Consider the following 23,416-nt stretch of genomic DNA (forward strand, 5'->3'; position numbering starts at 1 on the left):
GAAGCAAAGTGTTCCATGTTAAAGACGTATTAGCAGATCAGTTATTAGCAAATGCGAATGATCCCAGTTGGTATATTCCATTTTCAGATGCAGTTAAGGATTTATCTGAGAGAGAAGCTTTCTGGAAACCGAATGAAGAGTGTAATAGTATAGCTGAAATTGTACAACATTTACTGTATTGGAATACGACGTGGCAAACTAGGTACAAAGAATCAAATGTTAATGCTGTGCCCGCTATTGGTGATAATAACAAAAGTTTTATGCTATCAGATAATCAAACATTTGAAGAGTTAAGAGAAAAACTATTAGAGAAACTGTTACAATGGCAAAGTCTCATAAATGAAGACAAGGTTGAAAGTGATGTAATTGGATTTCCTGTATCTGCGAAGTGGTGGGAAGTATTAGCTAATGTAACGACTCATAACGCGTATCACATTGGTCAAATTATTTACATTCGGAAATTACAGAAGAGTTTTGATAATGAATAAGATAATAATTCTCAAATTAGGTGAACAAAAGTGGACAAAACGAGACAGATGTCTCATTTTGTCCACTTTTTTATTATGAAAGAAAAGAGAAAACCTATTAAATCAGGGATTAGAATTTGGCACAGTACTTGCAATATAAAAGATGAACAAGAAAATAGGAGGGCTGGACATGTTAAAAACAACTGAAAGTAAAGGGAATGAAATTACGAAAGAACAAGCTCGTTGGATGTATGAAAAAATGTTAGAGATTCGTAAGTTTGAAGACAAGGTGCATGAATTGTTCGCGCAAGGCGTTCTGCCAGGTTTCGTTCATTTATACGCTGGTGAAGAAGCAGTAGCAGTTGGTGTATGTGCCCACTTAACAGATAGTGACAGTATTACAAGTACGCATAGAGGTCACGGCCATTGTATCGCAAAAGGTTGTGATTTAAATGGCATGATGGCCGAACTTTTTGGGAAAGCGACAGGGTTATGTAAAGGTAAAGGTGGTTCAATGCATATTGCCGATTTAGATAAAGGAATGCTTGGTGCAAATGGGATTGTAGGCGGAGGTTTTCCACTTGCTTGCGGTTCAGCATTAACAGCTAAATATAAAGGAACGAAAGATGTAAGTGTTTGCTTCTTCGGTGACGGAGCAAATAATGAAGGAACATTCCATGAAGGGGTTAATTTAGCAGCGATTTGGAAGTTACCAGTTATTTTTATCGCAGAAAATAACGGTTACGGTGAAGCAACAACATTTGAATATGCTTCTAGTTGTAACTCTATTGCTGATCGTGCAAAAGCATATAACATTCCGGGTGTTCAAGTAGATGGAAAAGATCTATTAGCAGTATATAAAGCGGCGGAAGAGGCTGTTGAGCGTGCACGTAATGGCGGTGGCCCAACTTTAATTGAATGCATGACATATCGTAATTACGGTCATTTTGAAGGAGAAGCACAAACGTATAAAACAGCGGAAGAAAAAGAAGAACATTTAAATGAAAAAGATGCGATTGTGCATTTCCGCAAGCATTTAATTCATGAAGCTTTATTAACGGAATCCGAACTTGTGGATATGGAAAAGGCAGTAGATGAAGCAGTACAAAAATCAATTGAATTTAGTGAAAACAGTCCATATCCAGAGGATGAAGAATTATTAAAAGATGTATACGTTTCTTACAAATAAGAGGAGGGTGAAAAATAATGACTAGAACAGTAAGTATGTCAACTGCAATTAATGAAGCGATGAAAATATCAATGCGTCGTGATGAAAACGTAATTTTAATCGGAGAAGATGTTGCAGGCGGTGCACAAGTGGATCACTTGCAAGATGATGAAGCATGGGGCGGTGTACTCGGTGTTACGAAAGGACTTGTACAAGAATTTGGTCGAAATCGTATTTTAGATACTCCAATTTCAGAAGCGGGTTATATGGGAGCGGCGATGGCAGCTGCTGCAACAGGTTTACGTCCGATAGCTGAATTAATGTTTAATGATTTTATCGGTAGTTGTCTTGATCAAGTATTAAACCAAGGTGCAAAGTTCCGCTATATGTTCGGTGGAAAAGCGAAAGTGCCAGTTACAGTACGTACGATGCACGGTGCTGGATTTAGCGCAGCGGCACAGCATTCACAAAGTTTATATGCGTTATTTACGAGCATTCCAGGTATAAAAGTTGTCGTTCCTTCCACTCCTTATGACGCAAAAGGCTTATTATTAGCGGCAATTGAAGATGACGATCCAGTAATCTTCTTTGAAGATAAAACACTTTACAATATGAAAGGCGAAGTACCAGAAGGGCACTATACAATTCCTTTAGGAAAAGCAGATATTAAACGTGAAGGTTCTGATGTAACAATCGTTGCAATTGGAAAACAAGTTCATACAGCACTTGCAGCTGCAAAGCAATTATCGGAAAAAGGACTCGAAGTAGAAGTAATCGATCCACGTTCTTTATCACCGCTGGATGAAGATACGATTTTAGCATCTGTTGAAAAAACGAATCGCCTGATTGTTATTGACGAAGCAAATCCAAGATGTAGTATCGCAACAGATATTGCGGCAATTGTAGCGGATAAAGGATTCGATTTGTTAGATGCACCTATTAAACGAATTACAGCACCACATACACCAGTTCCGTTTTCGCCACCACTTGAAAAGTTATATTTACCAACGCCGGAGAAAGTAATTGAAACTGTATCAGAAATGATCGGAGACCAATCTTTATTACATGTGTAATGAAACGATGAGAAGGGAGAGAGAAACATGGCTGTAGAAGTTGTAATGCCGAAGTTAGGTATGGCGATGAAAGAAGGTATTATTACGAGCTGGAATATTAAAGCAGGTGATAATGTAGAAAAAGGTGAACTAATTGCTAGTATTAACTCGGAAAAAATCGAAACTGAAATAGAAGCACCAGCTGATGGAACTGTTCTTGATATAGCTGTAAGTGAAGATGAGGGAGTGCCGCCGGGTACTGTAATTTGCTACATCGGTAAACCGGACGAAAAAGTAGAAGTTCATGAAAACATACATGTTGTAGAAGAAAAAGCATCTAATCCAGAACCTAAAAAGGTACAACATCCAGAACCATATGCGATAGATGTGACGAAGCAAAGAGTTAAAATATCTCCAGTAGCAAAGAAAATTGCAAAAACTGAAAATCTCGATATTAGATCATTAATTGGTACAGGACCTGGCGGAAGAATTACAAAGGTAGATGTATTAAAGGCGCTTGAAGAAAGAGTAGCAATTCCAGAAGTACTTGAACAAGAAGAAAGTAAAGTCATTCCTATTACTGGTATGCGAAAAGCAATTGCGAACCGTATGCATGCAAGCTTACAAAATAGTGCGCAATTAACATTAACGATGAAAGTAGATGTTACAGATTTAGTTGCTTTACATAAAGAAATAGCGGAAGTTGTACAAAAACGATACGATAACAAACTAACTATTACTGATTTCGTTTCTCGTGCTGTTGTATTAGCGCTAAGAGAGCATAAAGAAATGAACAGCGCGTATATAAATGATGTCATTCATCAATTTGAACATGTTCATTTAGGTATGGCGGTCGCGTTAGAAAAAGGATTAGTCGTTCCAGCTATTCGCTTTGCTAATAATCTATCTTTAGTAGAGTTATCTAAAGAGATTAAAAATGTGGCACAAAAGGCACGAGCAGGCAGTTTAAGTAGTGATGATATGCAAGGGACAACATTTACAATTAGTAATTTAGGTAGCTTCGGTATTGAATATTTTACGCCAGTATTAAATACACCTGAAACTGGTATTTTAGGTGTAGGTGCAATTGAACATGTTCCTGTATATAAAGGGAAAAAATTAAGAAAAGGAAGTATGTTACCTTTAAGTTTAACATTCGATCATCGTGTACTAGACGGTGCACCAGCAGCTGCATTTTTACGCACAATTAAACGTTATTTAGAAGAACCTGTAACAATTCTTTTATAAAGAGAAGGTGAGAAAATGAGTAATTTAGTTGTTATTGGGGGCGGACCTGCTGGTTATGTAGCGGCAATTACCGCGGCTCAAAATGGAAAAGATGTCACTCTTATTGATGAAGCTGATCTTGGCGGGACTTGTTTAAATGTCGGTTGTATGCCTACGAAATCATTGTTAGAAAGTGCGGAAGTATACGATATTGTTAATCATGCGAATCGTTTTGGAGTATTAGTAGATAAGCAGAATATATCAATTGATTGGAAACAAATACAGACGAGAAAATCACAAATTGTTACGCAACTCGTACAAGGTATACAATATTTAATGAAGAAAAATAAAATAAAAGTTATACAAGGTAAAGCGAAATTTGAAACGGATCACCGTGTGCGAGTTACACATGGTGATAAAGAAGATGTAGTAGTTGGAGACCAGTTTATTATAGCGGCAGGATCAGAACCAACTGAATTACCTTTTGCTCCATTTGATGGGAAGTGGATTTTAAATAGTAGTCATGCAATGTCCCTAGAAAATATACCAAAATCATTATTAATCGTTGGTGGTGGTGTAATAGGTTGCGAGTTTGCAAGCATTTATAGTCGTCTTGGAACAAAAGTTACGATTGTTGAAATGGCATCGCAATTATTACCTGGTGAAGATGAAGATATCGCACAAATTTTAAGGGAGAAACTAGAAAATGATGGCGTAAAAATATTTACAGGAGCGGCTTTAAAAGGATTAAATAATTATAAGAAGCAGGCTTCATTTGAATATGAAGGAAGTATCCAAGAAGCCAACCCGGAATCCATTCTCGTTTCTGTAGGTCGAAAACCACGTGTACAAGAATTAGCTTTAGAAAAAGCAGGCATTCAATTTTCAAATAAAGGAATTTCTGTGAATGAACATATGCAAACAAATAGATCACATATTTACGCAGCGGGTGATGTGATTGGTGGAATACAGCTTGCTCACGTTGCCTTCCATGAAGGAACGACAGCGGCATTACACGCGAGCGGAGAAGATGTGAAAGTAAACTATCATGCTGTACCTCGCTGTATTTATACAGCTCCAGAAATTGCTAGTGTCGGTTTAACAGAAAAAGGAGCAAGAGAGCAATACGGTGACATCCTCATCGGAGAATTCGCATTTACAGCGAACGGAAAAGCGCTTATTATTGGAGAACAAACGGGGAAAGTAAAAGTTATTGTGGAACCTAAATATCAAGAAATTGTAGGGATTTCTATTATCGGTCCTCGTGCAACCGAACTAATCGGACAAGGAACGGTGATGATTCATACAGAAGTAACCGCTGATATAATGAGAGATTATATTGCAGCACATCCAACTTTATCTGAAGCGATTCATGAGGCATTATTGCAGGCAGTAGGACATGCTGTACATGCTTGAAGGTAAAAAGACCAGTCTAATAGGACTGGTCTTTTTAGTAAATAATATTTAAGTAGCAATATGTATAAAAAGATACTAGAAAAATCACTATACTCTCATGTTTTTTTAATCGATGAGAGTATAGTGATTTTGAAATTTCTTCGCTTATTTAATTGAAATGCGCTGTTACTATTTGATTTCAATTGCTGAAGTTATGTCGTTCCAATCCGCTGCTAAATTAGCAGTTTGACCATACCAATCAGAGTGTCTAAAGGAGACACCTTTTCCATATCCTTGAGTTGAAGAATGTTCCCATAGCGTTGTTGAATAACTTGCAGAAGGTGAAGCTGTACTTACAGAAGAAATTCTGTCGTTCCAGCTAGAAGGTAGGTTTTTAAAGCCACTGCTCCAATAAATATACTGTCCACCTTTATTTTGATGCTCATAAAAATCGGTACTACCAGCACCACTACCTAAAGGGTTAATTTGATTTTTAAGTACCTTTTTATCCTTTTCAATAAAAGCATTCAATGTTTCTCTGCTAGTAAAGCCATAAGCTAACCAATCTCCATTTTCATTTTGCTTAGGTAGTACCATAGTAATTTGGATGTCTTTTTTTGATTGATCGCTTAATTTTGTAAATGAATTAACATTCTTTTCATCAACTTTTAAATAGTCAAATGATTTAATTGTATTATCTTTTTCTGCAGCACTTACTACTCCTAATCCTCCAGTTAATGCAAAACCTGCTACTAATGTCCCTGCTACTAATTTCTTCAACATATAACCATCCCTTTTTGTTTAGATTTTTGTACAGGTAAAACTTGTACATGTAAAATGTATTTCAATTTCACATTTTTGTAAATATTCTGAAGTTTTAGAAATAATAGGCGGAATATTTACAGTTTTGCATTTATTCTTTAGAAAAAATAGCTATTGGAATGATATAATAAATAGATATATTGCTTTTGTTGGATGTTAAAATGTTTTAGGAGAGATATCATTGAAATATTTTACAAGAGATTGGTATAAAGAAAGGCAACTTTCAGGATTTGTACATTTCATAGAATCAATAGAAAAATGTAAAGAAATAGATCCCGATTATTTACAAAGTTTGAAAGATGAAGTAGAAGAAAGGAAAGAAGATTTATTAAATTATCTTCCTGAAACGCTACATTCATACTTTTATAACAACACTATTGATTCAGAATATCCCCCTAATGAATTAAAGAAACTTTTGTTAGAGTGGACAGCAGATTATGAAAAAAAGAATGACACAATTAGATCAATCATACTTAGAATATTTTAATTCCATTAAGAAAAAACTTCCGTCAAACGTTGTTCAATTACATGAATTCTCACTGCATGATAGTGTGATTAAAGTAGTAAAGTGTAAGTCAGAATATACTTTGTCTATCGTATTAGATTGCACTGGTACTTTTAGGGATTTCAATAAACTTCAAGTTTCTTTTACAGGAGTGACCAAATGTTCTATACCTGAAAATTTTGAAGGTGCTTGGTGGCTATACCATGAAATAGAGCTTACTGAAGACGGTTTCGAACTGGGTGTTTTATTTGACTGTCCATTTAGAGAAGTGACGATTTGTGCAACGAATTTATTACTTGAAAAGAAATAATATCATGCCTTTAAATTACAAATGTTTGACATGATGAAAAAATGAAGATATTGTAGATACATGAAGTCTGCAATAGGAGCCGTATTATGAAATATTCTAAAGCTACAAATTACGCTCTTCACACAATGCTTTTTCTGGCAGAGGCTACGCCAAATAAGTTAGTTAGTGTTCATCAGTTAGCGGAAATGCAGAAAGTTTCACCAACATACTTGTCTAAAATACTAACTAAATTGACGAAGGAAGGCATGATTCATTCATCATCAGGACCTAAAGGTGGTTATTCACTTAGCAGTAATTGGGAAGATATCTCTTTTTTAGATATTATACATGCTATTGAAGGAAAAACATCATTGTTTGAATGCTGTTTACATCAGGAACCTGGATGTTTAATTAATGAAGTAATGCTTGCGGCAGAGGAAAAAATGGAAGAAGAGTTACGAAATCAAAAAATCGTAGATCTTGCGAAAAAAATAAATGTGGATTTTTAATCCGCTTTTATTTTTAAATTAATTAAGGATAAAAAGACTCTTTAATATCTATAATTATAGTTAAATGAGTTAAGCTTATTCATGGAGGATGTTTATTTATGAAATGTATTGACTGTGCAGTAATAGGTGCAGGTCCAGCAGGGCTTAATGCAGGTTTAGTTTTAGGGAGAGCTCGTAAACAAATAGCGTTATTTGATAATAAAACGAATAGGAATCGTGTAACGCAAAAGTCTCATGGATTTATTACACATGACGGGATTAAACCAGAAGAGTTTAAGGAATTAGGGTTAAATGATTTGAAGAAGTATCCATCGATTCATTATTATGAAAAAACAGTTTTAACGATAACGAAGCAATCGACTGGTTTATTTGAGATTATGACATTAGATCATAAAAAATATTTGGCGGAAAGAGTTTTATTAGCAACAGGTATACAGGAAGAATTTCCATCCATCCCTAAAGTACGGGAATTCTATGGAAAAAGTTTATTTAGTTGTCCGTATTGTGATGGATGGGAATTAAAAGACCAACCTCTTATTATTATTTCTGAAAACGAAGATTATACGTTGCATATGACAAAATTAGTTTATAACTGGTCTACGGATTTAGTAATCGCAACAAATGGTAATGAGTTAAGTAAGCCTTTCATGGATGAACTGTGTAATAAAAATATAAGAGTTATTACAGAGCCTATTCGTTCACTACAAGGTGAAGAGGGTTATTTAAAGCGAGTAGAGTTTCATTCAGGTTTGCACATTGAAAGAGCCGGTGGATTTATAGTACCTACTTTTTTTAGACCAAATCAATTTTTAGAACAACTTGGTTGTGAACTGCAAAGTAATGAAACTTTTGTAATAGATGATTTTGGTCGTACTTCAGAAAAAAATATTTACGTAGCAGGAGAAACAACGACTCAAGGTCCATCGTCGTTAATTATTGCTGCATCACAGGGAAATAAAGCGGCGATTGCTATTAATAGTGATATTACAGATGAGCGGTTCTAACTAGCATTTAGAAGGAGGAGAAGATGATGAATAACATGTGGGATGATCGATTTAAGTCGGATGAATATTATTATGGGGAAGAACCTAATACGTTTATTCAAGAACAAGCATTTCGTTTAGCAAATTATAATAAAGTAATAGCTTTCGCAGAGGGAGAAGGTAGAAATGCTGTTTTTCTAGCAAGAAAAGGCCACGAAGTGACTGCTATTGACTACTCTGAGAGTGGATTAGAAAAAACAAAAAAGTTAGCCGAGAAGTATGACGTAAACGTGCATACAAAAAAGGTAGATTTATTAACTGATAGTTTGCCAGATAATGAATTCGATGCGGCAATTATGGTATTTGGACATTTTCATGCTGACAATCAAAAAATGGTATTGAATAAAATGATTTATACGATTAGGCCTGGTGGATTAATAATGTTTGAAGTTTATTCGAAAAAACAATTAAATTATGGTACTGGTGGGCCAAAAGATATTGATATGCTGTATGATCCAATTGATATTCTTACTTGGTGTGAAGGGCATGAGGTTATTCATTTCTTTAATGGAGAACAAGAGCGAATTGAAGGGAAAGGACATACTGGCTTAGCTCATGTTATTCAAGTTGTTATTAGAAAATCAATATAAATGTTATTGGAAGTTGAATACTTGAATGTAAAAAGACCAGTCATTTAAGACTGGTCTTTTTATTTAGATACTAGATTATCAAGCTTCCAATATGTATTTGTTAATGGAGCAACTTTACTATCAATATACAAATACATGTTATTTAAGTCTTTAGGAGAAGTTTTCATTTCAAATACAACGTCAGTAGTTAAAGAGAATTCGTGTGGAACATTTTTATAGTGCTCGTCACCTATCGGATGAGCTTCACCTTCATATTTCTGACCAGTTTTTTCATCTTGTATGAAATATTTTATTTCCGAAAGATCAATAGTTTGTCCATCGTCTCGAACATTATTAATCATAACACGAGTTGTTAGGCTCCACTCTTTGTCTATTTTTTCAAATTTTGCATTTTCAACTGTTGCTCTATAGTATTCATTTTTAACAATTTCCCCATAATGCATTGCGTTTTTTTCAAAAGTGCTTTTTTCTTTTTTGGGTGTAGAATTACCGTTACATCCTGCCATGATTCCTGTAAATATTAATGCTGTACAAGTTACTTTAATTATAGATTTCATAGTAATCCCTTTCTGTATTAAAAAGTAAAACATAGGAATAATTTTACATCAATAGGAAGGTAAATGGAAGTATGTTTGTGGAATATGCAAATATACATTTATTTCGTTTTCAAGTTAATGGGATAGAAATAGGGAGAAAAACTGTATAAAGCTGAATAAATAAGAATTGAAAATATTGTAATACAGAAAAAGCATGCATATAATTAAAATAAAGATTAAATTTCTGAATCTTCAATAATGGTGGTGATAACATGTTTACTGAAGAGCGTAGAGAGAAAATTTTAGAGTTACTTAAGAGAGATGGAAGAGTAATCGCAAAGGATCTTGCGGAAAGTTTTGATATGTCTATTGATTCTATAAGAAGAGATTTGTCTATTATGGAGAAGGATGGTTTATTAAAAAGAACGCACGGAGGTGCAGTTGAACTTACGCGAGTGAGAAACTTAGCTGCCGAACCATCGAAACGTTATCGTGATAGTTCAATAGATGAAGATGCGATTGCGAAAGTTGCTGTATCCTACATACAAGAAGGAGATTCCGTTTTTATTGGAGGGGCTTCCATTCATTATGCCATGTTAAAGTATTTACCTGAAACATCATTTACAGTTATTACGAATGCTTTAGAAATTGCTAGTAAGTTACGGGAATATAAGAACATTGATACGTACTTAATTGGTGGAAAAGTGAAACCATCAGGAAATATGACAGATACACTTGCCTCTGAATTGATAAGTAAATTCTCTATTGATCTTTATTTCTCTACAGGTGGCGGTATTTCATTGAATGGTATAAGTACTGCGACACCGGAAGTTGCTTATTTTGGAAAAACAGTAAGTAAAATTGCTAGAAGAAATATTTGTTTAGCTCCTCATACTAAACTTGGAATAGACTGCTTTATAAAAGGAGAGTCACTGATAGAAATTGACCTTATAATAACAGATGAAGGGGCTAGTAAAGAAACGATTCAACAATTTGAGAAACAAGGTAAAGAAATTATAATAGCGTCAATAGACCTCATTTAAAAGGAGTTTGAAATGATTATAAAAGGACAAGAGTTTCATACGAATGGATTAACTTATACAGTTCGTTCTGCAGTTCAAACGGATGCTGAGCAGTTATCGGAAATTAGAGTTCAGATCGATGGAGAAACTGAGAATATGGATAGAGAAGCTGGAGAGGGATTTATAGATAAGATAGGGTTTCAAAAAATAATAAAAACAGATAGTGAAGAGATGAAGAATCTCTTTTTAGTTGCAGAAGTGCACAATCAAATCGTTGGATTTTCAAGATGCGAAGGATCAAAGTTGAAGAGATTAGCCCATAAAGTAGAATTTGGTGTTTGTATTTTAAGAGAGTTTTGGGGATATGGAATGGGTAAGAGTCTATTGCAACAATCTATTCAGTGGGCTGATGAAAATGAAGTGAAAAAGATATCATTGCAAGTGTTAGAGAAAAATGAAAAAGCCATCCAACTTTATAAAAAATTAGGTTTGGAGGTAGAAGGTATTCTAAAAAATGATAAAAAACTGTCGGATGGTAAGTATTATAATACGGTAGTAATGGGAAGGTTTACTGATACTTTTCATAAAAGAGGTGAAGAAGTATGTTTTACAGAAGGAAATACTATGTAGTAAAAAATGAATTCATAGAAATATTTAATGATCATTTCAATGATACTAATTTACCTAATCAAATAAAATATGGTTCTCGTTTAATAGGACGCTGGATGAAAGATAATAATGATGGTACGACTGAAGTATTTGCAATATGGGAATATGATAGTTATGAACAGTATAAAGAAATTGAATCAAAAATTAGAAGCGACAAGATACATGTTAAAAGAATACATGATTGGTATGAAAAACATGGCGGGAAAGAATATGTTTTACAGGAGTACATATTAGAGTTAAAAAATGAAGAGTTAGTATGTACTGTAAAGTGATAGAGAGGTGAGGAATAATGGGAATTAAAACAAAATTATATTTTAGTTTAGCATCCACCATTTTATTTGCAATAGCGGTGATAGTTTTCTTTATAAACGGCAATCCACAAAAGTGGTTTTGGTTAAGTATTTTCTTTGCGTCCATTATACAAAATATAGTTCTACTAAAAAAGAATAAAGAAGGTCATTAAGATATTCAAATTATTAACATATTTGTGTCATCTTTCTAGTTGTATTGAAAACGCTTTTATTCAGTTTTATAATAAAAGTATGTTTTATAAATCTCCAAAACAATTAATAGGGGAGATGATACAATGTTAGCTTCACCGTTTTACTTACATACATGGAAAAAGTTTGTTGATGAAGGAGTCCTTGATTCGAACCGTATAAACGAAAGAATTTCAGAGTCATGGCATCGATGTAAACAAGCAAATGTGAATCCTCATATGAATAAAGGTCAGAAAATTTTGTCTTCTGATATTTTTCAGGATCAAAAGAAAAAGAGTGAAATCTTCCTTGATATAGCAATACCTCAAATACAAAATATGAGAAAAACCATTGATGAACTGCAAATGATGGCATTATTAATTGATCCAGATGGTTATGTTCTATCATTAAGTGGAAATCAGCAAACGTTGAAACGAGCGAAACATATTAATTTTATTGAAGGTGTGAAATGGACGGAAGCAGCTGTTGGTACAAATGCGATAGGAACAGCGTTACAGATTGAAGAGGCTATTATGATAAGTGGTACAGAGCATTATTCTGTCGCATCTCATAGCTGGAGCTGTGCGGCCTCTCCGATTCATAATGATGATGGGAAATTAATTGGTGTTCTAGATTTCTCCTGTCCAATTGAGTTTTCACATCCATATATGCTCGGAATGGTAACTTCGATCGCGCATGCGATTGAACGTGAATGTAGTATTCGAGTACATCAAAATGAACTGGATTTAATCCATCGTTTTTTAGATGTAATTGACAGTGATGAACAAGTTGTTATTTGTAACCATCGTGATGTTATCGTTTCTGCGAGCAAGAGGGTTCGTGAACGAGTATGTAATTGGTCACGAATGAAACTTGAAGATTTAATGCACAATGGATTGAAACCTAAATTAGAGGTACCGGTATATAGTAATGATAGAATGATTGGGAAATGTATTTACTTAAAGGAAAATAAACAAGAAAATTTATTTTCTACTTACCCGTTTATAAACGGAATTACTTTCCCTGGAGTTATTGGGACAAGCAGCGTATTTCAACATACTTTAGAAGAAATTAAGCTTGTTTCACCAACTGACGCTAGTGTATATGTTTGTGGAGAAACAGGTGTAGGGAAAGAATATGTAGCGAGAGCGATTCATGAAAATAGTCCAAGAAAAAATGGTCCTTTTATAGCTGTTAACTGCGGTTCATTACCGAAAGAATTAATGGAAAGTGAATTATTCGGTTATGCTGAAGGTGCGTTTACAGGTGCGCGGCGCCAAGGATATAAAGGGAAATTCGGACAAGCAGATGGAGGAACAATATTTTTAGATGAAATTGGTGAAGTACCGCCAGAGATGCAAGTGGCATTATTGCGTGTTTTGCAAGAACGAACAGTAACCCCAATTGGTAGTTCAAAAGAGGTACCAGTAAATATTCGTATTATTACTGCGACACATAAAGATTTACTACGATTAGTAGAAGAAGGGAAATTCCGTCAAGATTTATATTATCGTTTACATGTTTATCCGCTATATGTTCCGTCCTTAATAGAAAGAAAAGAGGATATTCCGTACTTCATACAACATTTTTGTGAACGAAAGGATTGGAATGTTGTATTTCCAAAGAGTATTTGTAATCAATTTTCACAGCATACATGGCCCGGAAATATTCGAGAATTATTAAATGTATTAGAACGCATATACATTTTGTCGCAAGGACGGGAAATATGCGAAAAACAAATCTCTTTTTTATTACAAACAATGATTGGAAATCAACATCAACTTGAAATGCAAGCAGAAAATAAAACGGAGCATACATTAAATTTCCGTGAAAAAATACAGCGTGATAGCATGATTGAAGCGCTAGAAAAGACGAACGGAAATGTTTCATTAGCTGCAAAACTATTAGATGTGCCACGCAGTACATTTTATAAACGTATGCAAAAATTTAGGCTATAAAAGTAGATTTTTGTAATCTACTTTTTCTTTATGGGCTCACGTTCTGTCGGAATGTGCGCTTGCCAGGGAAATAATAGAATAATTAGAAAGAAGATTTCCTGAAGGGGGTTAGCATGTGAAGTATATTGAAATTGGAATCGGGAATAGGTGGTTCATTCGAACGGAAACCGAAAATAAAGATGGAACTGAATTCGAGGAACGAGGAATTATTAAACCAATTTATTTTGAGTCTTTATATGTACGGATTTGGTTTCGGAAAACGTGTTTTATTTTTGATACGAAAGAGGGCTTTAAGAAAGTAAGAAAAAGTAGAGCTGAGTATAAGTTTATTGTTGGAATGGTGAGTAGGTTAAAACAATAGAATCAAATAGGGGGTGTTTTTATGATTAGAATTATCACATTCATACTCGCTTTTATTATAATGGGCTATTCTATTTACAGTTGGAATGATGATTCGAAGCAAAGTATGCTCATTTTACAATTACTTTTAGGTTTTATGCTTGCCGGTATGGGGATACACAACGTTAAGAAGGATGAAAAAGAGAATAAGAATATGGGGCTTTTGCTATTACTTACATCACTTTTTTGTATTATTGTATCGTTAATAAAATATTTTAAATAAACCGTTACTAAGCATATTGAGTAACGGTTTTTTGAGGTTATAATGTGCTATTTATATAACCCCGTCGTATACATTACCGTTAAAGTATGTACAATTTCTTCTAATTCTAGTTCTTTATCATTTTGCACGATTGTCCAAAGAAACGTTTCATTCATAGAGAACCAGCCGCATGCGACAATCTCTTTATTTAACTCAGTTCGTACTAATTCATTTTCCTGGGAATGGGTGATGTCTTGTATAATCCGTGTTACAAAGCGTTCGCGAATCTCATCCCATTTTTGACGTATTTCTTTTGAGGTTCTTATTGCTTCTTCAACAACTTGTAATATAGCTCTTTCTTCTTGTGCTAACTGTAAAAAAGCGCGCACTTGATTCTGAATCATATCTAGTGCTTCGGCCTTTGTTTGAGGGGAAAAAGAGCGATCAGCAATATCATAAAAGCGATTCATAACATCTTCCATCAAAACGACGAGGAGAGCATCTTTGTTTTTAAAATATACATATGCTGTTCCATAACCAGTTTCTGCATGTTTAATAATTTGCGTGATTGTAGTTTTTTGAAATCCGTTTTTTATAAACATAGTATAACCGGAATGTAATAGTTTCTTTTTTGTTTCTAAGGAGCGGTGTTTTCTTGTTGAAAGAGTAGAATTTTTCAAGGAATCACCTCTTTATACTGAAATATCTGAAAATATAATTGTATTGTAAAAGAAGTTCGTATATAAAGTCAACTGACATAATATCATTGACGTTATATCAATTTAAGTGATATATTTCAATTAGTTAGAATAAAAAGAAAATTAAAAGAAGGTGACACCATGTATAAAGAACCATTTCAACCAACTTATGAGTATGCGCTTGAATGTGATAAACATGATGAACTGAAAGATTTTCAATCTGAATTTTATAAAAAAGAAGGAACAATATATTTAGATGGTAACTCTTTAGGGTTGCTTTCAAAAAGAGCAGAGAAATCGTTACTTACCTTGCTAGATTCATGGAAAGAGTTTGGGATTGATGGATGGACTGAAGGTGAGCATCCATGGTTTTTCCTTTCGGAGAAATTGGGTGAATTGACAGCACCTCTTATTGGATCTTTACCGGAAGAAACGATTGTAACCGGTTCCACGACGGCGAATATACATCAAGTTATTGCGACGTTTTATGAGCCGAAAGGAATACGAACAAAAATTCTTGCGGATGAATTAACTTTTCCGTCAGATATTTATGCACTTCAGAGTCAAATTCGTTTAAAAGGCTTAGATCCAGATGAACATTTAGTACGAGTGAAAAGCCGAGATGGAAGAACACTTTCTGAAGATGATATTATTCATGCGATGACCGATGATATCGCTTTAATATTATTGCCTTCTGTACTATATAGAAGTGGACAAATTCTTGATATGAAGCGATTAACAGCTGAAGCTCATAAACGTGGTATTCATATCGGTTTTGATTTATGTCATTCAATCGGCTCCATTCCGCATCATTTTAAAGAGTGGGATGTAGATTTCGCTGTATGGTGTAATTATAAATATTTAAATGCAGGTCCTGGTGGTGTTGCAGGCCTTTATGTAAATAATAAACACTTTAATAGACTCCCAGGATTATCTGGTTGGTTTAGTTCTAGAAAAGATAAGCAATTTGATATGGAGCATTCATTAACTGCGGCTGACCATGCTGGAGCTTATCAAATAGGGACACCTCACGTATTAAGTACTGCACCATTAATCGGTTCTCTTGAAATTTTTAAAGAAGCTGGTATTGAAAAGTTACGTGAAAAATCATTACATATTACGAGATATATGCTTGATTTAATTGAACATGAATTAAAAGGCTTTGAATTTACAATTGGAAATCCATTAGAGGATGAAAAACGAGGCGGGCATATTTATTTAGAACATGCTGAGGCGGCGCGTATTTGTAAAGCGTTAAAAGCAAATGGGGTTATTCCAGACTTTAGAGCTCCAAATGGAGTTAGACTTGCGCCTGTTGCTTTATACAATACGTATAAGGAAGTATGGAACTCTGTACAAATTTTAAAGAAAATTATGAAAAATGAAGAATATAAAAACTTTGAAAATAAGCGAGAGGTTGTGGCGTAAGCATGAAAACATCGCAGTGGATTGATATTTCACAACCGCTAAATAATGATATCGCGACATGGCCAGGGGATACACCGTTCTCGTATGAAGTTTCATGGTCAAAAGAAAACAGTGGTTCAGTAAATGTCGGAAAGTTAACGATGAGTATCCATACAGGTACTCATATTGATGCACCTTTTCATTTTGATAATGACGGTAAGAAGGTGTTGGATTTAGATATTCAAGTTTATGTTGGCCCAGCGCGAATCATTGATGTTTCTAATCTTGAAAGCATCGGGAAAAAGGAATTAGAAAACTTTCATTTAGAAGGTGTAGAACGATTGTTATTACGTACATCTTCACATGGTAAAGCAAATGAATTCCCAGATGTAATCCCTCATTTACGCGCAGATATTGCAGCCTTTCTTTCTGAAAAGGGAATTCGTTTAATCGGAGTGGACGTACCATCTGTTGATCCTTTAGATGATAAAGAACTAGCAGCACATCATCAATTATTTAAACATGGAATTCACATTTTAGAAAATGTCGTACTCGATCACGTAGTAGACGGCGATTACGAACTTATTGCATTACCACTTGCATTAACAGATGCGGATGGGAGTCCAGTTCGAGCTGTTATTAGACCAATATAAGTAGAAATGAACACAAAGGGGCGTTTGGCTAATATGAAAGAAAATGAAAAGGTAATTATGGAAAAAGGGATTCATACGGATTTTAAGGAGAATATGACGTATGGAGAGTATTTACAGCTAGATAGCTTATTATCTAGTCAACAAAGATTATCAGATCATCATGATGAAATGTTATTTATCGTTATCCACCAAGCGAGTGAGCTTTGGATGAAACTAATTTTACATGAATTGAATGCTGCAATTGAATCTATTAAACAAGATAAATTACCACCAGCTTTTAAAATGTTAGCACGTGTATCAAAAATTCAGTCGCAAATTATTCAATCTTGGGATATTCTTGCGACATTAACACCATCAGAATATATTGAGTTTCGTGATTCACTTGGTCAGGCTTCAGGTTTTCAATCGTATCAATATCGAATGATTGAATATGCACTTGGTTATAAAACACCACATGCATTAAAGATTTATGAAAAGGACCCAGAATTACATGCTCGTCTTCATAAAGCACTTCATACACCAAGTTTGTATGATGTGGCGATACAAGCGCTTGTTAAAGAAGGATTCCCAATTCATAAAGATGTGTTAAATCGTGATATTACGCAGCCTTACGAAGAGGATGCAACTGTAGAAGCGGCTTGGATAGAAGTATATGCGGACGTGCAGAAATATTGGGATTTATATCAGCTTGCAGAGAAATTAATCGATATTGAAGACTGGCTACAACAATGGCGTTTCCGTCATATGAAAACGGTAGAACGAATTATTGGTCATAAAATGGGAACAGGTGGCTCTTCTGGCGTATCTTATTTAAAGCGAGTGCTTGATCAATGCTTCTTCCCAGAGCTTTGGAACGTTCGAACGAAATTATAAAAATAAACTTGTCAGCTATTAAATGCTGGCAAGTTTATTTTTTGTTTTAATAACAAATATGATTTAATAGAGAGAACGAAATGAATAACAAATATTACATAACCATTTAGATGGAGGAAGATTTCTTGAATTTCGAGCAATTACAAAATAAATTTGAAAAGAAAAAGGTTAATACATTTCTTGTTTATCAAAAGGGGGAATTAACGACTGAGTACTATAAAACGATAGACTGTGCAAATGACTTATTTAAAATTAATTCGATTACAAAAAGTATCGTATCTATATTAATTGGTATCGCAATTGATAAAGGATTTATAAATAATATACATACACCAATCACAACATGGATTCCCAATGTGCCGGAGGAAAAGAAGGAATTAACGCTGTATCATTTATTAACGATGACAACAGGAGAAAATTGGAAAGAGTTCGGAAATGGGGTTGTTTTCCCGAATGATTTTGTGGAATCAGACAATTGGGTGCAATACATTTTAGAAAAGCCGTTCATTGAAGAAATAGGTACGAAAATGAATTATAATTCAGGTTCTTCTCATTTACTTAGTTACATCATTCAAGAAGCAACTGGAATGTCGACGGAGCAGTTCGCGAAAAAGTATTTATTTGAGCCGTTAAACATTACGGAGTATGAGTGGCAACAAGACCCGCAAGGTATATATGTTGGCGGATTCGGTATGAAAATGAAATCTATAGATTTATTAAAGTTAGGAAAAGTATGTTTGAACAATGGATATTGGAAGGGAAATGATATTGTATCATCGAAATGGTTAGAAGAATCAGGTGAGGCTCTATTTGAAACGTATGAACATGTCGGAGCATATGGATATCATTGGTGGGTATTAAATAATGAAAGATTTCACATACCGTATTGTATGTATTTTGCTATGGGATACGGAGGGCAATACATTATTATCATTCCGCAGTTAGAGCTCGTAGCTGTAATTAGTAGCCACATGCCAAAACGTGGCCTCGTACCATTAAAGTTATTTATAGAGCATATAAAAGAGAATTCCAATCATAAATAAGTAGAGAAATGAGGTGTTTTATGAGAAGTGCAAAAATGATAGCGATTTATAGACTGTTATTAAGTCTTCTAGCGTTTAGTGCACTTATTACTCAATTTGTTACAAGGGCACAAGTGAAACCGTTCAATCCAGTTAACTTTTTTAGTTTCTTCACAATTGAAAGTAATATTTTAGTTGCGGTAATTCTACTATTTAGTAGTTTGGGGACAGCCCTATTTGGACGTTCCGAGCAATTTGGAGTTCTTCGCGGTGCAGCTACAGTATACATACTGACAACAGGACTTATTTATTTTTTGTTATTAAGGGGATTAGAAGAGTCACTTCAAACAGCGATACCATGGGTAAATACTGTACTTCATTACATCATGCCATTAGCGATGATTTTAGATTGGGTTATAAATCCACCTACGAAGACCATTACATGGAAACAGGCTGCGAGTTGGCTTGTTTTCCCGCTTTTATATGTTGTCTATAGCTTAATACGCGGGCCATTCGTGAATTGGTACCCATATCCGTTTTTAGATCCGAGAATAGGTGGATATGGGAGAGTATTTTTATATAGTATAGGGATATCTGTTGTTATTGGAGCTATTTGCGGATTAGTAAAAATGTTAGGTAATCGATCTTTGCATATAAAAAATAATCCTCCTTATTAAGGAAGAAGTACATAAAGAAACCTCTGTCTGTATGTAAAGACGGAGTTTTTTTTGTTTTACCGACTTGTCTTCTGAAAGGACATCTTTAAAAATTCCTCTGTTTTCGTATCAAACTCTACATCCACAAAAACACCATACTCTTTTCCACCCTCACGTAGCCATAATTTAAACTTTTCAACTGTTATTTGAACAGTTTTTGGTTGTCTACCTATATGAAGGTAATCGATAATCTCAGCTTTCGGATATTGTTCTTTCGTTTTTTCAACGGCTAGTTTACCCCATTTTGCATATGGCGGCTGTGCGTGAACAATAGATGGGTCGGTATATATATTTGAACATGTTGTTATTAAAAAAAATATAAATGCTGTACGTACGAAGAATCGCTTCATAATAAGCTCCTTTTATTCTTTTTGTATATTGTTTACATATTTCTTCAAGCATATAAGTTTGGATTTTTTTGTCTTCTTTACATAAAAGCGAGGGTTTTACAAAACATAACCATGAAATCATTTCCGTAATTAAGGAGGGAAATACATGCGTCAAAAAGCTGTTTTTAAAATAGCGATTTTGCTTGTCTTTATCGGGCTATCTTTAATGGTAAGTAGTATACAGACCAAAAATGTGGAAGCCTTTTCTAATCAAGTGATTCAAAGAGGGGCATCTGGAGAAGATGTCATTGAACTGCAAACTCGTTTGAAATATAACGGATTTTATACGGGGAAAGTTGATGGTGTTTTCGGATGGGGTACATATTGGGCACTTCGAAACTTTCAGCAAAAATTCGGATTGCCAGTTGATGGTTTAGCGGGTGCTAAAACGAAGCAAATGCTTGTAAAGGCAACGAAGTATGATAAGTCGACCGCTAATAAAGATACTACAACTAATAAAGGGAACAGTGGTGGAGGTAAACAGGAAAATAAGCCGCCAAAAAGTACAGGGACAAATGTTCCAAACGGTTATTCTCAAAATGACATTCAGTTAATGGCAAACGCTGTATACGGAGAATCCCGTGGTGAGCCGTATTTAGGACAAGTTGCAGTAGCTGCGGTTATTTTAAACCGTGTCACAAGTGCATCATTTCCAAATACTGTTTCAGGAGTAATCTTTGAGCCGAGAGCATTTACAGCAGTAGCAGATGGACAAATATATTTAACGCCAAATGAAAATGCGAAAAAAGCCGTATTAGATGCGATCAACGGATGGGACCCAACTGGGAATGCATTATATTATTTCAACCCAGATACTGCGACAAGTAAATGGATTTGGACTCGTCCACAAATTAAAAAAATTGGTAAGCATATTTTCTGTAAATAGAGCGGAGGTGGAAACATGTTACGAGGTATTATCATCGTATTGTTAACAGTAGGTGTAGTCGGAACAGGGTATTGGGGCTATAAAGAGCATCAAGAGAAAAATGCAGTATTAATTCGAGCGGAAAATAGTTATCAGCGTGCGTTTCATGATTTAGCATATGAAGTTGATTTATTACACGATAAAATTGGAACAACACTGGCGATGAATTCACGTTCCTCATTATCGCCAGCTTTAGTAGATGTATGGCGTTTAACATCAGAGGCTCGTTCTGATGTAGGACAATTACCTTTAACATTAATGCCATTTAATAAAACGGAAGAGTTCCTTGCGAATATCGGTGATTTTAGTTATCGTGCAGCGGTTCGTGATTTAGAAAAAGAACCGTTAAATGATCAAGAATATAAAACGTTACAAGGTTTATATTCAAATGCAGCAAATATACAAGATGAACTGAGAAAAGTGCAGCATCTTGTATTGAAAAATAATCTTCGCTGGATGGATGTAGAAATGGCTCTTGCGTCAAACCAAGATCCAGCAGAAAACACAATTATCGATGGATTAAAGACGGTAGAAAAGAATGTAACATCATACTCGTCCACAAACTTTGGACCGACTTTTACAAGTGCACAAAAGAATAAAAAAGGCGGATTTGAAGCAAAAGGAAAGGCGATTTCGAAAGCGGAAGCGGAAAAAATCGCGAAATCATTTTTAAACTTAAAAGGGAATGAAAAAGTAGAAGTTGAGAAAAGTGGAAAAGGTGCAAAAGAATCATTCTACAGTGTGAAAATTCAAGATCCAGCAACGAACAATGAGTATTATATGGATATTACCGGAAAAGGTGGATATCCAATTTGGGTAATGAACAACCGAGAAATTAAAGAGCAAAAAATCAGTTTAAATGATGCAGGAAGTAAAGGATTAACATTTTTAAAGGATCACAAGTTTACAAATATGGAGCTGTTTGATAGTTCTCAATATGATAATATCGGTGTGTTTACGTACGTTGTAAATGAAAATGGAGTGCGTATTTATCCAGAAGCAATCCAAATGAAAATTGCCTTAGATGATGGGTCGATTGTTGGTTTTTCCGCAAAGGAATATTTAGCATCACATCAAAAACGAACGATTCCGAGTGCGAAGCTAACCGCTGCTGAGGCGAGAAAGAAAATTAACCCCGATGTAAAAGTTATGGAAGAACGTAAAGCTGTAGTAGTAAATGACTTGCATAATGAAGTACTTTGTTATGAATATATTGGTACTTTAGGGAAAGATACGTACCAAATTTTCATTAACGCAAATAGCGGTGCAGAAGAAAAAGTGAAGAAGATGCAAGCTGTTGAGAAAATTTATGATTAAACATCAATGATAAAGTGGTGAAAATAATGAAAATCATTATATATATGTTAATGCTTTGTTTCGTTATTACTGGATGTAGCATTGGAAAAAAAGACAATCCTAATGAAAAGCCAGAACAAAAAAATGTCTCGATGAAAAATGTTACGTATACAAATAAATCAAATAAGCCAAATGAAAAAGCAGCTGATCATCTGGCATCTTTAGCTGCAAGTATACCTGGTGTAAACGATGCGACAGCAGTAGTAGTTGGGAAGTATGCTGTTGTAGGTATTGATGTGAAAGCGAAACTTGATCGAACTCGCGTTGAGTCAATTAAGTATTCTGTTGCAGAGAGTTTGAAGAATGACCCAAACGGTGCAAATGCAGTCGTTGTAGCAGATGTTGATACGTATGAAAGACTAAAACAAATAGGCAAGCAAATTAAAAAAGGTAAAACTGGTGAAGGCATACTTGATGAATTAGCAGCAATTGTTGGCCGAGTAATGCCGCAAGTTCCAAATGATATGATTGAAAATAGAGAAACGAATCCGATTAAAGATAATGATAAACAATTACCAAAAGATGAAGAACAAGAACTACGAAAAGAACAAGAAGATCAGTCAAATAACCATTTGAAAAAATAGTGAAAACCCCGTACTAAATTGTACGGGGTTTTTCTTCAAGATTAAATATTCAGTTTATTTTTAAGGGCATATATGGTTTAATAATGAGGGGAGGGACAGCCGTTATGATGAAAAAAAGCGCACTCATATTAGGTAGTTTATGCATAGGTTTTAGTATGACAGCGTGTGACCAGAAGAAAGAAGTGAAGAAGAAAACAGCTATGTCTTCTACTATAACGGAAAATAAAAAGCAAGAGACCATTAATATAAATCATTTCTCAAATATTAATGAAGGAATGACTTATTTAGAAGTGAAAGATTTAATCGGTTTTGAAGGGGATTTACTCATAGAAGAAGGGGAAGAACATTCTACACGAATTAAGCAAATTTTTGCTTGGAAAGGAAACGATCCAAAATCATTTGCTAAAATAACATTTTTGGATGGAAAAGTGCATTCTAAAACACAGCAAGGTTTAAGTTAA

General features: G+C 34.7%; 27 protein-coding genes and 1 pseudogene. 24 read left to right on the forward strand and 4 right to left on the reverse strand.

The features are described 5' to 3' along the window. Nucleotides 1-8 precede the first annotated feature (8 nt). From BG05_RS17905 to lpdA, 5 genes are all read left to right on the forward strand, one after another. Complete coding sequence (locus BG05_RS17905) at nt 9-488, forward strand: DinB family protein (RefSeq protein WP_002085139.1); 480 nt, start codon at nt 9-11, stop codon at nt 486-488. A 169-nt stretch (nt 489-657) separates the two neighbouring features. Further along, a complete protein-coding gene (gene acoA, locus BG05_RS17910; RefSeq protein WP_002127717.1) occupies nt 658-1,656 on the forward strand; it encodes an acetoin:2,6-dichlorophenolindophenol oxidoreductase subunit alpha in 999 nt (332 codons plus the stop codon). A gap of 17 nt (nt 1,657-1,673) precedes the next feature. After that, nucleotides 1,674-2,708 carry an acetoin:2,6-dichlorophenolindophenol oxidoreductase subunit beta gene (gene acoB / locus BG05_RS17915; protein ID WP_002127716.1) on the forward strand — a complete coding sequence of 345 codons (1,035 nt, stop codon included), beginning with the start codon at nt 1,674-1,676 and terminating at the stop codon, nt 2,706-2,708. A gap of 27 nt (nt 2,709-2,735) precedes the next feature. Then, nucleotides 2,736-3,935, forward strand: a complete 1,200-nt coding sequence (locus tag BG05_RS17920; protein ID WP_002127715.1) for a dihydrolipoamide acetyltransferase family protein — start codon at nt 2,736-2,738, stop codon at nt 3,933-3,935. 15 nt (nt 3,936-3,950) lie between these two features. Further along, the gene (gene lpdA, locus BG05_RS17925) at nt 3,951-5,330 is read left to right on the forward strand and encodes a dihydrolipoyl dehydrogenase (protein WP_002127713.1); all 1,380 of its coding nucleotides are present in this window, start codon (nt 3,951-3,953) and stop codon (nt 5,328-5,330) included. 168 nt (nt 5,331-5,498) lie between these two features. Here lpdA and BG05_RS17930 read toward each other — a convergent pair whose 3' ends face one another. Continuing rightward, nucleotides 5,499-6,092, reverse strand: coding sequence for a hypothetical protein (locus BG05_RS17930; RefSeq protein WP_002013060.1), 594 nt, complete (start codon nt 6,090-6,092; stop codon nt 5,499-5,501). Nucleotides 6,093-6,312: 220 nt separating this feature from the next. Here BG05_RS17930 and BG05_RS29790 point away from each other — a divergent pair. The 4 genes and pseudogenes from BG05_RS29790 (at nt 6,313) to BG05_RS17955 (ending at nt 9,067) form a co-directional block, all read left to right on the forward strand. Beyond that, nucleotides 6,313-6,946, forward strand: a pseudogene (locus BG05_RS29790) (DUF4085 family protein). Between the two features lie 86 nt (nt 6,947-7,032). Beyond that, complete coding sequence (locus tag BG05_RS17945; RefSeq protein ID WP_002127709.1) at nt 7,033-7,434, forward strand: Rrf2 family transcriptional regulator; 402 nt, start codon at nt 7,033-7,035, stop codon at nt 7,432-7,434. Between the two features lie 98 nt (nt 7,435-7,532). Then, nucleotides 7,533-8,438 (forward strand): NAD(P)/FAD-dependent oxidoreductase, encoded by a 906-nt coding sequence (locus BG05_RS17950; protein ID WP_003189881.1) that lies wholly within the window; start codon nt 7,533-7,535, stop codon nt 8,436-8,438. Between the two features lie 23 nt (nt 8,439-8,461). Further along, nucleotides 8,462-9,067, forward strand: coding sequence for a class I SAM-dependent methyltransferase (locus tag BG05_RS17955; RefSeq protein WP_175491556.1), 606 nt, complete (start codon nt 8,462-8,464; stop codon nt 9,065-9,067). A gap of 59 nt (nt 9,068-9,126) precedes the next feature. Here the strand turns inward: BG05_RS17955 and BG05_RS17960 are convergent, their stop codons facing one another. Next, on the reverse strand, nt 9,127-9,624 hold the full coding sequence (locus BG05_RS17960) for a hypothetical protein (RefSeq protein ID WP_003189885.1): 498 nt from the start codon (nt 9,622-9,624) through the stop codon (nt 9,127-9,129). Nucleotides 9,625-9,875: 251 nt separating this feature from the next. On the opposite strand from BG05_RS17960, the gene BG05_RS17965 reads away from it, so the two are divergent. The 6 genes from BG05_RS17965 to BG05_RS17995 all read left to right on the forward strand — a co-directional run bounded on the left by BG05_RS17965 (nt 9,876) and on the right by BG05_RS17995 (nt 14,353). Further along, on the forward strand, nt 9,876-10,646 hold the full coding sequence (locus tag BG05_RS17965) for a DeoR/GlpR family DNA-binding transcription regulator (protein WP_003189886.1): 771 nt from the start codon (nt 9,876-9,878) through the stop codon (nt 10,644-10,646). Between the two features lie 12 nt (nt 10,647-10,658). Then, the gene (locus BG05_RS17970) at nt 10,659-11,255 is read left to right on the forward strand and encodes a GNAT family N-acetyltransferase (RefSeq protein ID WP_002013071.1); all 597 of its coding nucleotides are present in this window, start codon (nt 10,659-10,661) and stop codon (nt 11,253-11,255) included. Continuing rightward, nucleotides 11,228-11,566 carry an NIPSNAP family protein gene (locus BG05_RS17975; protein WP_002127705.1) on the forward strand — a complete coding sequence of 113 codons (339 nt, stop codon included), beginning with the start codon at nt 11,228-11,230 and terminating at the stop codon, nt 11,564-11,566. Before BG05_RS17970 ends, BG05_RS17975 begins: the two co-directional genes overlap by 28 nt. A gap of 314 nt (nt 11,567-11,880) precedes the next feature. Beyond that, nucleotides 11,881-13,731: a sigma-54-dependent Fis family transcriptional regulator gene (locus tag BG05_RS17985; protein ID WP_002127703.1), complete on the forward strand. Its 1,851-nt coding sequence runs from the start codon at nt 11,881-11,883 to the stop codon at nt 13,729-13,731. A gap of 115 nt (nt 13,732-13,846) precedes the next feature. Continuing rightward, nucleotides 13,847-14,092 carry a DUF3977 family protein gene (locus BG05_RS17990; protein WP_000873838.1) on the forward strand — a complete coding sequence of 82 codons (246 nt, stop codon included), beginning with the start codon at nt 13,847-13,849 and terminating at the stop codon, nt 14,090-14,092. A 21-nt stretch (nt 14,093-14,113) separates the two neighbouring features. Next, on the forward strand, nt 14,114-14,353 hold the full coding sequence (locus BG05_RS17995) for a DUF3953 domain-containing protein (RefSeq protein ID WP_002165667.1): 240 nt from the start codon (nt 14,114-14,116) through the stop codon (nt 14,351-14,353). A gap of 47 nt (nt 14,354-14,400) precedes the next feature. On the opposite strand, the gene BG05_RS18000 is transcribed toward BG05_RS17995, so the two are convergent. Further along, entirely contained in the window at nt 14,401-15,012 is a 612-nt protein-coding gene (locus tag BG05_RS18000; protein WP_016127093.1) for a TetR/AcrR family transcriptional regulator, read from the reverse strand. A gap of 159 nt (nt 15,013-15,171) precedes the next feature. On the opposite strand from BG05_RS18000, the gene kynU reads away from it, so the two are divergent. From kynU to BG05_RS18025, 5 genes are all read left to right on the forward strand, one after another. After that, nucleotides 15,172-16,458, forward strand: a complete 1,287-nt coding sequence (gene kynU, locus BG05_RS18005) for a kynureninase (RefSeq protein ID WP_003189895.1) — start codon at nt 15,172-15,174, stop codon at nt 16,456-16,458. Nucleotides 16,459-16,460: 2 nt separating this feature from the next. Beyond that, nucleotides 16,461-17,090, forward strand: coding sequence for an arylformamidase (gene kynB, locus BG05_RS18010; protein ID WP_002065849.1), 630 nt, complete (start codon nt 16,461-16,463; stop codon nt 17,088-17,090). A gap of 33 nt (nt 17,091-17,123) precedes the next feature. After that, nucleotides 17,124-17,963 carry a tryptophan 2,3-dioxygenase gene (gene kynA / locus BG05_RS18015; protein WP_002127699.1) on the forward strand — a complete coding sequence of 280 codons (840 nt, stop codon included), beginning with the start codon at nt 17,124-17,126 and terminating at the stop codon, nt 17,961-17,963. 125 nt (nt 17,964-18,088) lie between these two features. Further along, nucleotides 18,089-19,006, forward strand: a complete 918-nt coding sequence (locus tag BG05_RS18020; RefSeq protein WP_033734070.1) for a serine hydrolase domain-containing protein — start codon at nt 18,089-18,091, stop codon at nt 19,004-19,006. A gap of 20 nt (nt 19,007-19,026) precedes the next feature. Next, complete coding sequence (locus BG05_RS18025) at nt 19,027-19,662, forward strand: Pr6Pr family membrane protein (RefSeq protein ID WP_002127696.1); 636 nt, start codon at nt 19,027-19,029, stop codon at nt 19,660-19,662. Between the two features lie 56 nt (nt 19,663-19,718). Here the strand turns inward: BG05_RS18025 and BG05_RS18030 are convergent, their stop codons facing one another. Then, nucleotides 19,719-20,051, reverse strand: coding sequence for a DUF3889 domain-containing protein (locus tag BG05_RS18030; protein ID WP_002032720.1), 333 nt, complete (start codon nt 20,049-20,051; stop codon nt 19,719-19,721). Nucleotides 20,052-20,196: 145 nt separating this feature from the next. On the opposite strand from BG05_RS18030, the gene sleB reads away from it, so the two are divergent. From sleB to BG05_RS18050, 4 genes are all read left to right on the forward strand, one after another. Next, entirely contained in the window at nt 20,197-20,976 is a 780-nt protein-coding gene (gene sleB, locus BG05_RS18035; protein WP_002032721.1) for a spore cortex-lytic enzyme, read from the forward strand. Nucleotides 20,977-20,991: 15 nt separating this feature from the next. Further along, nucleotides 20,992-22,332, forward strand: a complete 1,341-nt coding sequence (gene ypeB, locus BG05_RS18040; RefSeq protein WP_003189902.1) for a germination protein YpeB — start codon at nt 20,992-20,994, stop codon at nt 22,330-22,332. 26 nt (nt 22,333-22,358) lie between these two features. After that, nucleotides 22,359-22,955: a YhcN/YlaJ family sporulation lipoprotein gene (locus BG05_RS18045; protein WP_002085166.1), complete on the forward strand. Its 597-nt coding sequence runs from the start codon at nt 22,359-22,361 to the stop codon at nt 22,953-22,955. 104 nt (nt 22,956-23,059) lie between these two features. After that, nucleotides 23,060-23,416 (forward strand): hypothetical protein, encoded by a 357-nt coding sequence (locus tag BG05_RS18050; protein WP_002127693.1) that lies wholly within the window; start codon nt 23,060-23,062, stop codon nt 23,414-23,416.

It is taken from the genome of Bacillus mycoides (assembly GCF_000832605.1).
Taxonomy (GTDB): domain Bacteria; phylum Bacillota; class Bacilli; order Bacillales; family Bacillaceae_G; genus Bacillus_A; species Bacillus_A mycoides.

Coding starts and splice junctions, on each gene's coding strand:
- acoA (WP_002127717.1), top strand. CDS start 658: ATGTTAAAAACAACTGAAAGTAAAGGGAATGAAATTACGAAAGAACAA.
- acoB (WP_002127716.1), top strand. CDS start 1,674: ATGACTAGAACAGTAAGTATGTCAACTGCAATTAATGAAGCGATGAAA.
- BG05_RS17920 (WP_002127715.1), top strand. CDS start 2,736: ATGGCTGTAGAAGTTGTAATGCCGAAGTTAGGTATGGCGATGAAAGAA.
- lpdA (WP_002127713.1), top strand. CDS start 3,951: ATGAGTAATTTAGTTGTTATTGGGGGCGGACCTGCTGGTTATGTAGCG.
- BG05_RS17930 (WP_002013060.1), bottom strand. CDS start 6,092: ATGTTGAAGAAATTAGTAGCAGGGACATTAGTAGCAGGTTTTGCATTA.
- BG05_RS17945 (WP_002127709.1), top strand. CDS start 7,033: ATGAAATATTCTAAAGCTACAAATTACGCTCTTCACACAATGCTTTTT.
- BG05_RS17950 (WP_003189881.1), top strand. CDS start 7,533: ATGAAATGTATTGACTGTGCAGTAATAGGTGCAGGTCCAGCAGGGCTT.
- BG05_RS17955 (WP_175491556.1), top strand. CDS start 8,462: ATGATGAATAACATGTGGGATGATCGATTTAAGTCGGATGAATATTAT.
- BG05_RS17960 (WP_003189885.1), bottom strand. CDS start 9,624: ATGAAATCTATAATTAAAGTAACTTGTACAGCATTAATATTTACAGGA.
- BG05_RS17965 (WP_003189886.1), top strand. CDS start 9,876: ATGTTTACTGAAGAGCGTAGAGAGAAAATTTTAGAGTTACTTAAGAGA.
- BG05_RS17970 (WP_002013071.1), top strand. CDS start 10,659: ATGATTATAAAAGGACAAGAGTTTCATACGAATGGATTAACTTATACA.
- BG05_RS17975 (WP_002127705.1), top strand. CDS start 11,228: ATGTTTTACAGAAGGAAATACTATGTAGTAAAAAATGAATTCATAGAA.
- BG05_RS17985 (WP_002127703.1), top strand. CDS start 11,881: ATGTTAGCTTCACCGTTTTACTTACATACATGGAAAAAGTTTGTTGAT.
- BG05_RS17995 (WP_002165667.1), top strand. CDS start 14,114: ATGATTAGAATTATCACATTCATACTCGCTTTTATTATAATGGGCTAT.
- kynU (WP_003189895.1), top strand. CDS start 15,172: ATGTATAAAGAACCATTTCAACCAACTTATGAGTATGCGCTTGAATGT.
- kynB (WP_002065849.1), top strand. CDS start 16,461: ATGAAAACATCGCAGTGGATTGATATTTCACAACCGCTAAATAATGAT.
- kynA (WP_002127699.1), top strand. CDS start 17,124: ATGAAAGAAAATGAAAAGGTAATTATGGAAAAAGGGATTCATACGGAT.
- BG05_RS18025 (WP_002127696.1), top strand. CDS start 19,027: ATGAGAAGTGCAAAAATGATAGCGATTTATAGACTGTTATTAAGTCTT.
- BG05_RS18030 (WP_002032720.1), bottom strand. CDS start 20,051: ATGAAGCGATTCTTCGTACGTACAGCATTTATATTTTTTTTAATAACA.
- sleB (WP_002032721.1), top strand. CDS start 20,197: ATGCGTCAAAAAGCTGTTTTTAAAATAGCGATTTTGCTTGTCTTTATC.
- ypeB (WP_003189902.1), top strand. CDS start 20,992: ATGTTACGAGGTATTATCATCGTATTGTTAACAGTAGGTGTAGTCGGA.
- BG05_RS18045 (WP_002085166.1), top strand. CDS start 22,359: ATGAAAATCATTATATATATGTTAATGCTTTGTTTCGTTATTACTGGA.
- BG05_RS18050 (WP_002127693.1), top strand. CDS start 23,060: ATGATGAAAAAAAGCGCACTCATATTAGGTAGTTTATGCATAGGTTTT.